This window comes from Prosthecobacter sp. (assembly GCF_014879935.1).
Classification (GTDB): Bacteria; Verrucomicrobiota; Verrucomicrobiia; order Verrucomicrobiales; family Verrucomicrobiaceae; genus Prosthecobacter.
This window is the reverse complement of sequence record NZ_JACSRD010000269.1, coordinates 1-14430: the sequence shown is the minus strand read 5'-3', so window position 1 is coordinate 14430 and position 14430 is coordinate 1. Positions and strand designations below refer to the sequence as shown.

Sequence of the window (14430 nt, the reverse complement as noted above, 5' to 3'; positions counted from 1 at the left end):
AGCCCCCCAGCGTACTCCCCATCCAAACTCCCCTCACGCACCCTCCGCGCAGCGGCTCAGTTCAACAGATGTGTTGAGCGCAGATCAGGCGATCAGTTTGGCGGGCTGAAGCCCTGGACTACATTCAGGCGGCGAGCGCTTGCAGAAGAGCCTCCTCACAGGCCTCCACGCGGATCATGCGCCTCAATTTCACGCGGGTGCGATGGGCGGCGACACGCATCGCCGACGTGCGGTGGGCCTCGGAGCCACTCAGCCCGGCTTCAAAGGCCATCCAGGCAGCAGGCTTCGAGGTTTGGTGAAGACGTGAGAGGCAGCGATCCAGCACGGAGCGGGCCCACTGCCGGTCCATGTCCTCCGCCGGTGTGCCCGCAGCGGAGAAATCGAAGCCCTCCTCGACAAGTGAATCGAGTGATTCGAGCCTTTGACCGCCGCCGCGGCGCTGGCGCGAACGATGGCGGTGCAGATTCATGATCATCCAGCGCAGGGTACGCAGCAGCCAGGCTCTCTGCATCTCCTCCGTACGTGCGGCGAGCGACATGATCATGCCAAGACGGAACATCCGCAGGAACAACTCCTGCACCACGTCCCAAGCCTCATGCTCGTCGCAGCCACGCAAGCGGGCGAAGCTCACCAAGTTGAGCTGGTGGCGGCGATACAAGTGATCACAAACGTGATCGACCGGACTGCCTGCTGTGCGGACGACGGACATAAGGACGGCTGGGGTGTCGCGGGCGCTCCGGGACCGATCAAGGATTTGTGTCCACCTCGATCCGGAAGAACTTGCGGTTGTTCGGGCAAATCGTGATGCGCCAGGCGGTGAAGACGGCATCATTGGTGATGCCGCGGTCGCGGGCATCGCCGTAGCTGACGAGGTTACCAGCAGCATCGATCATGCGCACGTCGCTGGATTGGAAGTCGTTGTCGTTGGCGACGAAGAGGAAGTAGTCCTCGGTGCTGGCCGTGGAGGTGTCTGGCACGAGCGACATACCTTCCATCTTCTCGTTCACGGTGAACTGGTTCGGCGCGGCGGTGTTGGTGTTGAAGCCAAACTTCGCGAGGTCGGTGCTGGAGAGCAGGTTGACCACGACGGTGCTGCGGGCCGGTGTGATGGTGGTGCGCAGCGTGCCGGAGGGGCTGATCTGGTTTCCTTCGGCGTCGTAGAGGCCGAGGATGTTCGTGGCGGCGGAGAAGTCCACGAGATCGACGGTCTTGGTGACGATGGGATCGGTGGTTCCTTTGCCGAGGCCATTTCCATCACGCGGCAGCATGAGGAACTGCGTATTGCTGAGGGCGACGATCTCGGACTGCGCAGCCGTAGTGTCGAGTGCGGAGCCATTGCCGTTCAAGTCATAGCGAGGGAGCTGCACGGCGTATTCGCCGATGAGCACGGGATTCTCCAGGTTCGCACCGGCGATGTCGTAAACAAAGAGGCGGGTGTTGTAGCGTGTTGGCGCGGCGGCGCCGTCCTGAATGGTGGCGCTTTGCAGCAGGGCAAAGAGGCGTGAGTTGTCAGGTGAGACGGAGAGGCCTTCGAGACCCTGATTGTTGCGGCGGCCGTTGGTCGGAGCCGTGACAGCGTCAAAGTTCAGCGTGCCAACCGGGCGGTGCGGCTGTGCAGCAGCGGGAAGCTGAATGATGCGCGTGAACTGCTTCGAGCTGTTGAACCGGGCGATGTAGGCACCGTATTCGTCCGAGACGAAACCGGAGCCGTCGGCGAAGACGTGGATGGCCTCGGCGTCGAAGCTGATGAGATTTTCCGTGGCTCCACCCGGACCGTTGGCCGCAGGCGCGGTGCCAACGCTCTGGCCCATGACGGTGTTCACCGCCACGGCATTGAGTCCTGTGGTGAACTTCATCGTAGAGCCATCCAGGTAGGTGAACTTCGTCGTGCTGCTGTAGCTCGGCACGATCTGATTTTGAGCGACCGGACCTGCGCCGTAGTAGGGCGTGAAGGTGAAGGGCACCTGATGCACACGAGCGGCATAGTTGGAGAAGATGGCACCGCTGTTGTAGCCGCGATCTGGCAGGACGTTGAAGGTGCCGTTGAACTGGCCGGTGCCGCTGTTGTAGTTCCAGCCGGTGATGGAGAGGCCGGAAGAGGCTCCCATTGTTTCGCCAAAGCTGTCGAGAGCTTCACCCGTGAGCCTGCCCGAGCCGACCATGCCATGATTGGTGATGGTGAGCTGGTCGATAGCACCGCGTCCGACCGCTGCAGTGAACGGCGTGAGGTAGGTGAACGGCCCCTGCGTGGTCGGCAGAGGGTTGCAGAAGATGCGGAAGCGGACGGCGGTCTCGTTGCCATTCACGGTCTCGGTGATGACTTCGTAGTCCATGCCTGGTGTGGCATTGGCCCAGGCAATCAAGTCCTCGGAGCACTGGAGGTAGCCGGGGAAGACGGTGCTGGTGAGGTAGGTGAAGCGGAACTCGAGATCACTGCCGTTCATCGTCACGGTGGGCAGGTTGTCACGATCACCACCGCTGTTGGGATTGGCGTTGAAGAAGTATTCCAAGGAGTCAGGCACGCCGTCGTTGTCGGTATCACCACCCGCGGTGCCGGTGAAGCCATTCTGCGCCAGCCAAGCGGCGAAGGTGGCCGGACCGCTCAGCACGTTGTCCGTGCGGAAGGCGAGCTGTTGGATGCGGGTGTCTTGTGCCACTGGCGTGTCAGCCACGTTGTAAGCGGTGGCGAGGCTCGGATGGCGATACACGAGGTAGTCGGAGAAGGCTTTTTGCTCGCCGAGGGCATTGGCAGGCACGTTGGCAGCGGCTGTGAAATCAAGCGCCTCGCTGATCGGAGCGGAGAGGCTGCCGTCAGTCAGCAGGTAGCGGAAATTGTCGGCGTTGGCCTTGATCGGGTAGCCATCGCCGCCGTTCGCGGTGAAGTTCAGGCTGACACAGGCGATGGTGGCAGGTGCCGAGGGCAGCACAGCACCATTTTCGACGATGCGAGCCGTGATGTGACCGGCATCGTTGACGAGCGCGATAGAACGCACCTTGGAACCAGCGGGTAGCGTGGAGTCATACGAGAAACGAATGTTGCCGACCTGCGGATAGCCGCCGCTTTGGACCGTGGGGCCACTGCTGAGTCCTGCCGCGAAGTTCAGGATGGCAAGGAGGCCGCTTGGCGTGGTGTCAAAGGCCATCAGCTTGTTGTCGAAACGCAGAGCGTTCTCAATGTCGAGCAGCGAGATGCCTTTCGCGGGCTTGCCGGTGATCGGATTGGCCAGCGGGGCCACTTTGCTACCATCGGCAAGCACCGAGCCGAGCGAGGCACGGATGCCGCCACCATTCTTCAAGGAGAAGACGGCCTCCGCCGCGCTCAAGCCAAGTGCGGTGCGTGCCTTCCAGGCATTGGCATCAGCCGTGATGTTGCCCTGATTGACCTCCTGGGTGCGGCCAAAGACGCGGTCGCCTTCAAGATACACATCGGTGTAGCCATACACGCTGCTGTCCTTCGCCACCACGATGCTGTTGAGCGCATTCGTGATGTTTTGCACAGCGGTGCCGATGGTGCTGCCGGCGATGATGGTGGCGGCGTTGTTGGCCGTGGCATAGGCTGCCTGCAGATTGGCTTCGGTGGAAGCGTAGGCCCCGTTGATGACATTGTTGAGGTTTGGCAGGATAAGAACGCCATCGGCATCGAAATCGACGACAAGGCGGCCCAGGTAGCTGAACTCGGTGTCGGTGGTGACGATGAGCGTCGGTTTGCCATCCGCACCAGCGGTGACGATCGGGTAGGCATCCGCGATGAAATCAGCGTCGTGGCCGTTGAAGCCGACAGCGACATCGTTCGCATCTCCCATGCGTTCATGACCGCCACCCGCAACCATGATGTCGATGCCGGAGACGAGACCGGCGAGGTCTTTGTTTCGCTGAAGCGTGTCGAGCTGATCGACGAGGATGATCTTGTTCACGCCGAGGCCTTGCAGCGCGGTGATGGCACCTTGGAGATAGGCGGCGACTTCCTGGAGATCGCTGGTGGCAGCGTTGGCGTCATCTTTGGGCACCGTGCCGTTCGGGGAGGTCTTGGTGAGCAAATCCCATGTCGTGGCACCGACGATGCCGACTTTTTGACCGCTGATGGTCTGCACGGCATACGGGGCGATCTTGGCCTTGATGGCGGAGGTTTCAGAGCCGGCGATGGCACCACCCGTGCCGCCGAGTGTGGTATCGGCACGAGCTTTGAGGGAGCTGTCGCCGGTAAAGTCGAGATTCGCGGTGATGAAAGGGAACTGCGCACCAACCCAGGCACCCGATGGGAAGAAGGCACCGGAAAGAACGGGCGATCCGAGGTCAAACTCATGATTGCCGAGCGCGGAGGCATCCGTGCCAAAGGCATTCATGATGGCGAAGTCTGGGCGTCCAAGCGCGGTGGAGCCGATGCCAGCGACGGCGCTGAGAGAAGGATCCGCACCCGCGATGAGCCACGGGCCGGGGATGAAGCTGTCACCTTCAGCGAGCACGAGCGTGTTCGCATACTGGTCGTCGAAGCGATCAATCATCGCGCCCATGATCGGCGCGGTCTGAATGCCGAGCAGGCCGCTCTCGCCGTAGTAGTGGAGCACTTGCAGCGTGTAATCGGTCGCAGGAGTGAGCTCGAAAACGCTCAGCGTGTTGCTGACCTCGTTCGTCACGAGCACGAGCGGGCGGCCGCTGGGGCTGTCGCTCTCGGAGACGACAACGATGCCTTCAGGATTGAAATCGCCGCTGCGCACCAATGAGGTGACGTAGGTCGGTGCGAGCGGATTGGTGACATCAAACACGAGGGTGAGATGCGAGCGCTCCAGGCCGACGAAGGCGAAGGTGCGGGCGCCGAGTGTCGCCACGGCCACGCCTTCGGGTTCGGGGCCTTTGTTGTCGCTGCGAGTGTCGTCAAAGTTGCTGCCGTGCAGCGAGGCGGCGATCATTTCGATCATGTCGCCGCTGTCGAAGACGAGGGTTCCGGTCGAGTCGAGAATCGAGAAGCTGCGAGCGCCATACATGAGGATCTCGTCGATGTCGCCGTCGTTGTCCGTATCGCCACGCAGGCCGGGCAGGTTGGAAACCGTGAGCTTGCCGAGGTTGGCGTTGAGTTTCAAATCGGCCTCGTTCGGGAAGACGGCGTTGTCGAGATCGTAACCGGCATTGTTGACAGTGGTGGTCTCATTCGGAGCGATGAAGTCATTGCGGTCATCGCCTTCATTCGCGGTCACGTAGTAGGTTTGACCGCCGGAGGAGAAGGAGGCGATGGCGTCCGGCATATAGAGGCCGAATACAGGCTGGCCGGTGCGCGGGTTTTTCATGCTGTCGGCGTCGCTGAAGTCGGCGCGGAGGGTGGCGAAGTTCTTTTTGCCAAGCGGAGCCACGCTGGTGAAGGTGGCGGTGGCGATGTCGAGCACGGCGACCGCATTGGCCTCCTGCAGCGTGACCATGGCCTTCGTGCCATCGGGCGAGATGGCGAGGTATTCCGGCTCAAAGTCCGTGGAAGGCACGCCATCGTCAAAGAAGCGAACGCCAGCCGTTTTGAGAGCAGCGGTCTGAGCATCGAAGGCGGTGAAATCGGCGGTTTGCACCGTTCCAGCCACACCCGCGGCATCGACGGCGATGATGCTCACCGTGCCTAGTGCTGCATCGGGCACAGCGGTCTCGATGGTGACTTCCGGCGTGGAAAGCTCGCCCTCATTGCAAACGAGCAGCTTCGAGCCATCGGGAGTGAAAGCGATGTGATCCGGCACCACGCCGACCGTGGCGTGACTGATCAGCGCACCCGTGGCGGCATTGAGGAAGACCACATGACCGGCGCTAGTCTTTGGATTGTTGATGATCGCGGCGGCGAGCACGCTGGGGTTGCTGCCACTGCCTTTGCGCACGGCCACGGACGAGATGTCATCGCTGGTGATGGCAGGAACGCCGAGTGTGGACGGTGTGATGGTGTTGATGAAGACCGGAGCCGCAGGATCAGCGAGGTTCACGACCTGGATGCCGGTGCCAGAGGAGGCAAAGGCGCGATCCGAAAGCGGATCAAAGGCCGGAATCTCCGCACCAGCGAGAGCGATGCTACCTTTGACGGCGGAGCTGAGCGAATTGCTCGCGGGGAAGACGACGGGCGTGGTGTCATCATTGCTGATCGTGCCCGTGCCGGTCGCATCCGTGATGGTGGCGGTGCCGGCGGTGTTCACCACGTTCGAAAGCGTGACGATGAAGGTTTCATTAGCCTCGACTGCGGTGTCGCCGGTGATGGAAACACTCACATTCTGCGTCGTGGAGCCGCCCGCGGTGAAAGTGAGCGTGCCGGAGGCGGCGGTGTAGTCACTGCCAGCCGTCGCGGTGCCGTTTGAGGTGGCGAAATCGACGGTGAAGGCTCCGTTGCGGTCGCTGCGGGTGACGGTGAAGCTCAGTGTGCTGCTGCCGCTGTTGCCTTCACTGAGGCTGGCATCGCTGATGACGATCGTGGTGTCGTTTTGCGAGGCGGAAACCGTCGTGCCGGGCGAGCCGATCTCATCTGCATCGGTGAGGGCGACGAAGGCACCATTTGTGCCGACGGCACTCAGCGTGGCGAGGCTCACGTTGTCGGCTCCGACGGAGTTGTCGAAGGTGGCAAAGGGTGTCGCGACGGGTGAGGCACCAAAGAAGACCTTCGCCTGACGGACGTTGTTGCCATCGTAGAGCACCACGGCATCACCACCGGTGCTCAAACCGGCACCGGAGCCGGTGTAGCTGCCGATTTGCAGCGACGGCGGAGGTGTCGTGCTGAACCAGGTGCTGCGGAAGGTGGCGATGGTCGTCACGGGCGTGGCCGTTTCGAGGAAGATGACGGATTCACCTGGCGCGATGCTGGTGACGCCGGTCAGCGAAAGTGCTGCGGCGGGCGATTCGGAGCTGTCGTCCATTTTCCAGCCGCTGATGTCCACTGCACGAGCACCGGTATTGGTCACTTCAAACCAGTCGGCGAGATAATTGCCATTACCGCTCCCCCAGGCCGCGACTTCGGTGATGCGCAGCACGCCAGGAGCCGCAAAACCGGGCGATCCGACCTCCAGCGCGTTGCTGGAGGAAATCGCTCCGTTTGTGCCGACGAGGCTCAACTGCGAGATCGTGGTCTCATTGAGGCCGCGGGTGTTGTCAAAGGTCTGGAAGGGCGAAACGGCATCCGAAGCACCAAAGGACACGCTGGCCATCAACGTGCCTGCGGCGTTGTAAATGTTCACGCCATCGCTCGTGGAGCTCAAACCGAGGCCGGAGCCGGTGTAGGAGCCGATTTGCAATCCGGCGGGTGGATTCGCACCAAACCAGGTGCTGCGGAAAAGCGTGCTCTTGCCAGGAAGATCCGCCGTTTCGATGAAGATGGCGCTTTCACCGGGAGCGAGCGTGGTCACGCCATTGAGCGTGGCGGCGCTGCCGAAGGTGGCGGAGCTGTCGTCGATCTTCCAGCCGGTGATGTCGATGGTGTTGGAGGTGACGTTGGTGATCTCAAACCAGTCGGCGGCCACCGCAGAGTTGCTGCTGGCCCAAGGTGCCACTTCCGAGATGATGATGACCGGCGCGGGCGGTGCCTCAGGCTCCACATCGCTGATGGTGAGCGTGAAATTCACACTGACATCCGGCGTGGTGCCGACCGTGCTGTCATCGGCATTCACAGTGACGGCGTAGCTGCTCTTTGTCTCGAAATCGAGCGTGACACCGGCTTTGAGGAAGAACTCGGTGCCGGTGAGCTCAAACGAGGCCGCATCGGCTCCGCTGAGGCTCAGCGTGTTCGTGCCGAGGCCGTCGTCGGTCACGAAGATGTCTCCCAGCTTCACGCGGGAAGCGGTGCTGCTGTTTTCCGGCAGCGTGGTGGTGGCGTTATCCACGATGACCGCCGTCGGTGCCGCATTTGGCACTGTGGACGGCCCATAAACCCAGAGCTGCGGGTAGTCGATGCTGCCGCCGCCATTTTCATTCACCACATAGATGAAGCCCGCGCGATCCATCGTGATGCCTTCATGCTGCTGACCGGCTGGTGTGAGCGGATTGCCCGGATCAGAGCTGATGTTCAGCGTGCTGGTGATGACGCCGCTGCGGTCCACATTGACGATGCGGGCATCTTCCTGGCCGATGACGATGAGATTCCCCGCCTGTGGCTGGCCGCTCATGGAAGGCAGATTCGAAAGGGCAAACACATCCGCCGTGTCCGTCATGCCGAGCAGAGCTGGGTCAAAGAGGTTCGTGGAGTTCACCGTGGTGGGCGATCCGTTCGTGGCGGTGCCGGCGACGAAGTCCACGCCGGTCTGGAAGATGCCGATGGGCGAAATTTCCTTCAAGCAGACGAAGCCGCTGGTCTGCGGGTCCCAGGAGAGACCTTCCGTGCCGGTGTTATCGACGAATGTGCCGATTTTCACCGTTTGAGCACCGCTGCGGCTCAGCGTGGTGCCGGCGGCATAAGTGAACTTCACGAGCTGGCGGTCACGCTCCTCGCTCATGACAAACTGGCCGCCGCCGATGTAGGTGAGGCCTTCGGGATCATAGAAATCAGTGCCCTGCGGGCTGCTGCCGAGCGCCAGCGTCATCGTGTCGATGAGCTGGCCGGTTTTGGAAACCTGTGTGATGGCGCGGCCACCATCGCCCGTGATGAAGAGCGTGTCTGTGTCCCAGTTGTAAGTCACCGCCGAGGCTTCCTGGCAGAGGAAATTGTGAACCGGTGTGCCTGGAGGCAGCGCGGTGCGTGTCGGCTCCGGCAGATTGATGCGGGCGATGCGCACGTAGTTCGCCAGATTCACCGCCGTGGGGCCGGTGGTGACGGTGACGACGGCTGCGGCGCTGTCTGCGGGGCCGCCGACATTCGTCGCACGCACCCAGTAGCTCGTCGTGGTGGTGAGTGCGGGCGTGGTGAAGCTGCTGCTGTTGGTGCCAACCGGCGTGGAGGTATCGCCGCTGTTGCCTTGATACCATTGGAAGGAAGGCGCGGGGAAGCCGGCGGCGGTCACGCTGAGCGTGGCGGTGTAGCCGGTGGCGATGGTGACGCTCGCAGGATGCGTGGTGATGCTCGCGGGCACGATGTCATCATTGAGGATCGTGCCGGTGCCTGCGGCGGTCTGGATCACCGTGGCTCCGGTGCTGTTCACGAGGTTCGAAAGCGTTATGATGATGGTTTCATCCGCCTCGGAGGCCGTGTCGCCATTCACCGTGATGTCGATGTTTTGCGAAGCGGAGCCACCATCCGTGAACGTGAGCGTGCCGGAGGCCAGCGTGGCGAAATCCGTGCCGCTGGTGGCCGTGCCGCCGGTGACGGCGTAATCGACCGTGAAGGCCGTGACGGTGTCAGAACGCGTGACGGGCAAGGAAAGCACCGTGGTGCCGCTGTTGCCTTCATTGATGGAGGCGTTCGCGAGGCTCACCGTCGGGATGATGGCGCCTTGATTGCCCGGCGAGCCGGTATCGGTGGCCGGAGAGACTGCGGTGAAGCTGCCGTGATTGCCGGGGATGCCCGTGGCGGCGGTGTAGCGAGGAGTCGCGGTGTCGGAAGCCGGAACCCAGATCAAAGCCTGCGAATCCGCCGAACCACCACCAGAAGGTCCCGCATGACCACCGGTAGAAGGAGAACCATCTTCCTTCGTGAAGCCAGCGATGCCGTAGCTGAAGTAGAAGAGCTCATTCTGACCCGCATCGAAGAACGAGATGCCATCATTTTGTCCAAGGCCCGGCGCACCCGTGCTCGTGAAGACCTGCACCGTCGGCGCGAGGCCCCACCAGGCGCGGAAATCGGCTGCCGGTGTCGCGGTGAAGATCACCGACTCGCCTGCGGCAATGCTGGTGCCCGGAGGAAGCTTGTAAGCCTGCGCCGCCGCACCTGAGCGACCGCTGTCATGCCAGGAGTAGCCGCTGATGTCTTTCGTCATGCCGCTGATGTTTGTCAGCTCCCAGTAGTCATTCGCTGTCGTGGGCTTCGTGGCGGATTGATTCGACTGCACCTCGGTAAGCATGAAGCTGGTGTCGAGCACGTCGCCATCGTCTGTCACGGTGAGGGTGGAAGTCGGTGTGGTGGCATCCGCGGCGCTCGCGGTGATCGTCACCGTTTTGCTGCCATCCGGGAAGGTATCATTCACAGCGGTGACGTCGAAGTTCGCGCTCGTTTGATTCGCCAGGATGGTCACCGTGGCAGGAACGGTCGCCTCCGTGGTGTCGCTGGAGCTCAGCGTGACCACGAGATCGCTCGTGCCGCTCGTCGCACGGCTCACCGTGCCGACGGAGGCCGGATTCGTGGCGCTTTCCGAGAACGAAGAAGCCGTAAAGCTCAGCGAAAGCGTGATCGAAGGTCCGCTGCCAAAGCTGAGCCCGGAAGAGCCCGGCGTTCCATTCACCGCGATGTAGCGGCGGCCCGCGCCGAAGCCAAACGCCGGATCAATCACCGCCGACTGCGTGGCCGTGCCACCTGCCGAAGCACCCGCGTGTCCACCGATGGAAGGCGAGCCGCTGCTCAAGGTGAAACCGCCCGCCACATAGGAAAAGCTCGTCACCGTGGCACCGGAGGTATTGAAGAGATGAACCTGATCATTTTGACCGAAACCTGGCCCCGTAGGGCTAGCGATGATCTGCACCGTCGGCGCGATGTTCCAAAGCGTGCGGAAAGCCGCCGCATCCGCAGCCGTGGTCAGCACGATCGACTCACCCGGAGCGATCATCGTTCCCGCCGGGATCGTCACCGCCGCCGCATCATTCGGATTCGCGCTGTCATCGTCCCACTTCCAGTTTCCGATGTCCTGCGTCGTCACACCGACATTCGTCAGCTCCCAAAAGTCACCGCCCGTGGCGTTTGAGTTCACTTCAGTGATGATGAGCTGTGGGATTTCCACTGGAGCTAGCACCACGCCTCGGAAAGCGGTGTTCGTCCCTGCTGTGGCGACCAATGTTGGTGTTGCAGTCATGGCCGCGTTGTAGCCGGAGGCGTCAACGAGGCTGACTAGCGTATCGGCACCGGTGCCATTGTCACGTGTCGCGTAGAGAGTCACTGTCGTGCCGTTCACAGAACCGGTGAGGCCGCGGTAGTCATCCGCAGTGACTCCGATGGTGTTGTTCTTGGTCCAGGTGCCTCCGACGAGGGACCATTTCGTCAACGCGCCTGCTCCGTCATCCGCGATGTAAAGCGTATCGTTGCCAGCCACACCCGTATCAAGGTCCGCAAAGAAGAACTGGTAGCTGCTGGGATTGTCCGTGTCGTTCATGCCCGGAAGCCGCGTGGTCGTCTGGCCGGCCGTCGTCGGCAGGCCGGTGCCGACGGCGCTCACGCCTTTGAAGGAGTTCGTGCCGGAGCCGCTGCTCACATAGAGCTGGCCGTCGAAGATGCCGAGGCTGCGATTGTTCACGGTGCTGCTGCTGACGATGGTGCCGGAGCCGTTTCCGCCGAGAGCCAGGTAAATGATGCCTGTGTTGGCTCCTGAGGCCCAGAAGCCCTGTCCATCCGTGCTCGTCGCGCCGCGGATGTTGTCCGCACTGAAGCTGGTGGTCGTTGTGCTGCTGTTGACGGAGCCGTCTGCTGCCACTCGTCCAATGACACGCGCGACTGTCGTCGTGGCGCTGCTCGTGATTGAGGCGACTCCCGGAGCTGAATCGTATCCAGTGACAATGATGTACTGCCCGTCGGATGAGCGCGACATCAGCCCGCCCGAGCTGGCGCTGCCGCTGGCCGTGATGGATTGATTGGCGCCGCTGTCTGCCGTGGGAAGCGCGATGCTCTGCACCAACGCACCTGCGAAAGTGTACTCATCCAGGAAGACCTCGGTGGAGGCATTTGTCAGCGCTGCCGATCCAGTGCCGACACGATAAATGACAACATTCCCCGGCGTGAACTGCGCCGCATTCAGCGACGTGGCTTGGTGAATCATGCACGCCGCGCTGAAGGCGGCTACGAGTGACTTGAGAGCTTTGAATCGCGTTTTCATGACAGTGGGTGGCTTGAGGCGCGCGATTCATGGATGCGCTTTGAAATCGCGCTCGCGATTGCGTGTGACCTTTTCGCCAAGAATTCACCGCAGGTGACAGCCCTGTTGCCGTCACAGTGTTTTAGACTTCACATCACCTCAACTCAGCGTCAAAACGGTCACATTGAGCTGAGGCGACGCATCAACGCACGTTGCACCGATCCAGATCGCGGTTCTCAGTTTGCCGCGAACGCACAGCCCACGATCACAGCGACAAGGATCAACCAGCCGAGACCAATCATGCCCCATGACTCCGGGTCAGGACGGCAGCGGTTCAGCGTCGCCACACGCACGCTCCAGGTGCCCAACGGACCGAGCAGACGCCCCAGAAGTTGTTCCCAGAATGGATTCACTTGCGGAAGATGAAATAGACCGCGCCGCACATGCAGAGGGCGGCCCAGAGGTAGTCCCACTTGAGCGGCTGCTTCATGTAGAACAGCACAAAGGGCACGAAAACCGTCAGCGTGATCACCTCCTGGATGATCTTGAGCTGCGGCAGGTTCAGGGCGGTGCTGCCGATGCGGTTGGCCGGCACCTGGAGCATGTATTCGAAGAAGGCGATGCCCCAACTGAGGAATGCGGCGATGAACCACGGTTTCGCCTTCATGTCCTTCAGATGCGCATACCAGGCGAAGGTCATGAAGACATTCGACGCCACCAGAAGTCCCACGGCTTTGATCATCGGCCAGTTCATGGTCAAAAGAAGCACACCAGCTCACACACCACCCGCCAGGGCCGATCCACGCACCAGCAGGTCGAGGAAACGCTCCTCGAACGCCTCCTGACTGCTCACCTGCATGAAGTCGATGCGATGACTGGCGCACTCGCGGGCGAGGTTCTCGGAGAAAGCGTCAAAAGTCTCGACGTAGCGCTGCACATCGCGCTTGGTGAGCCAGAAACGGCGGCGTTCGCCGGTTTCGACCTCGGTGAGCTCCAGTTCGCCTTCGATCTCCGGCTGGCGCTCCTCGGGGTGGACGATTTGGAGGAAATGATTCTCCCCCGGCCAGGCCGAAACACGGGCCACGGCCTCGGTGGCGCTGCCGATCTCCTGCCCGAAGAAATCGCTGATGATGAAGATGATGCCGAAGCGCTGCTTGCTGGGCCGGAACTCCTCAAAGCAGCGCTTCATGTCGGTGAGACCGTCGAATTTCAGCTTCGACACGGCCTGGATGACTTTCTCGATGTTCCCCTGCCCTCGCAGCGGCGGCAGTTCCTGATGCACGCCGCTGCTCATGGAATAAACACTCACCCGCTGCTGGGCGCTGAGCGCCAGATAGGCCAGCGCCACGGCGAAGCGCAACGCCTGCCGCCGCTTCTCTGGAAAGGGCTCCGCCATGGAGGTGCTCGTATCCAGCAGGATGTGCAGGTTCAGCTCCTGCGTTTCCTCGTAGAGACGCACGAAAAGCTTGTCGAGCCGCGCATACAGGCGCCAGTCGATGGCACGGTAGTCCTCACGCGGCGTGTAGTGGCGGTAGTCCTTGAACTCGCGGGTGAATCCCGTTGCAGGAGTTGATTGCGAGCCACGCCGCATCAACTGCCGCCGCTTTCTCAAACGCAACGCCAGCACCCGCAGCCGGTCGAGGAAAGCGGCGTCGAACAGGTCTTCACGTTCAAGGGTGTCGGGCATGCGGAGTGTCGGATCAGCCATCCAACGGCGGCGTGCCCATAGCTGCCGAGCAAGCCGACGAAATCAACCGCACGAAACGACAGCCTTGCATCGCCGGGTGTTCCCGCGCACAAGAGCCGCGTGAGAACCCGCCTTTCGAGCCGCCAGCAGGGCTTCAGCAGCCTGACTTGCCTCGGCTACATCGCCATCGTGACCCTGCTGGTGGTCGGAGCCCAGGGCGTGTATGTGGCTTTGAAGAATCACGAGCCGCTGGAGATCGCAGTGGCCGCCTACATCGCGCGGAAGCCAGACGCCGAATGGCTGGTCCTCAAGGAGGGAAAAGTCTGCCTCGGGGAGGCGGCCTACAAGTCGCGCATGGGAAACGTTTCCGAGATCTTCGTTCCCGTGCGTCCCGTCGGCGAGTCTCCCGGTGCGCCGATTCACATCCTGCTGTCCACCGATGACAAAGCCGTGGTGAGAGCCTTGGAGAACTTGAGCCACTCCGGTGGCACGCAGAGGCAGAAGTTCGTTGCCGCCTCGCATCAGGCGGACAAGCTGTTCATGCAGAAAGACATCACCGGGCTGGCACGGCATGAGGTGTTCTCGGACTTCCTGACACGGTTCAGACTCTCCAGGCTGGACATGAATCTGGCGGAAGACTTCGTCATTCTGGATGACGCCGCCGTTCCTGAGCTTGCGGTCAGCCTCGCCATGATCGGCGGCGGCCTGCTGATCTGGTTCGTCATGATGGGTTTCATGCTGAGAGACGCCGTGTGGCGCTGGCGCAGGAGACGTGCCTTCCATCGCCAGCAGGCAGGTCTCTAGCCTGCATTTCTCACACTTGTTCTGAGCACGCACTCATCGGCAGAGGTTGGAGTGTAGCCTTTAGGC

At 61.8% G+C, this 14430-nt stretch carries 6 protein-coding genes; 1 reads left to right on the top strand and 5 read right to left on the bottom strand.

Annotated elements, in window-relative coordinates:
• Nucleotides 1-124: 124 nt before the first annotated feature.
• From IAE77_RS29570 to IAE77_RS29550, 5 genes are all read right to left on the bottom strand, one after another.
• Nucleotides 125-709, bottom strand: coding sequence for a sigma-70 family RNA polymerase sigma factor (locus IAE77_RS29570; RefSeq protein ID WP_294235057.1), 585 nt, complete (start codon nucleotides 707-709; stop codon nucleotides 125-127).
• 37 nt (nucleotides 710-746) lie between these two features.
• Entirely contained in the window at nucleotides 747-11894 is an 11148-nt protein-coding gene (locus IAE77_RS29565; protein WP_294235056.1) for a choice-of-anchor I family protein, read from the bottom strand.
• Nucleotides 11895-12109: 215 nt separating this feature from the next.
• A complete protein-coding gene (locus IAE77_RS29560) occupies nucleotides 12110-12286 on the bottom strand; it encodes a hypothetical protein (protein WP_294235055.1) in 177 nt (58 codons plus the stop codon).
• Nucleotides 12283-12627: a DMT family protein gene (locus IAE77_RS29555; protein ID WP_294235053.1), complete on the bottom strand. Its 345-nt coding sequence runs from the start codon at nucleotides 12625-12627 to the stop codon at nucleotides 12283-12285. Before IAE77_RS29555 ends, IAE77_RS29560 begins: the two co-directional genes overlap by 4 nt.
• 21 nt (nucleotides 12628-12648) lie before the next feature.
• Nucleotides 12649-13560, bottom strand: coding sequence for a DUF58 domain-containing protein (locus IAE77_RS29550; RefSeq protein ID WP_294235051.1), 912 nt, complete (start codon nucleotides 13558-13560; stop codon nucleotides 12649-12651).
• A gap of 120 nt (nucleotides 13561-13680) precedes the next feature.
• Here IAE77_RS29550 and IAE77_RS29545 point away from each other — a divergent pair, with 120 nt between their 5' ends.
• Nucleotides 13681-14364, top strand: a complete 684-nt coding sequence (locus IAE77_RS29545) for a hypothetical protein (protein WP_294235049.1) — start codon at nucleotides 13681-13683, stop codon at nucleotides 14362-14364.
• Nucleotides 14365-14430: the final 66 nt, after the last annotated feature.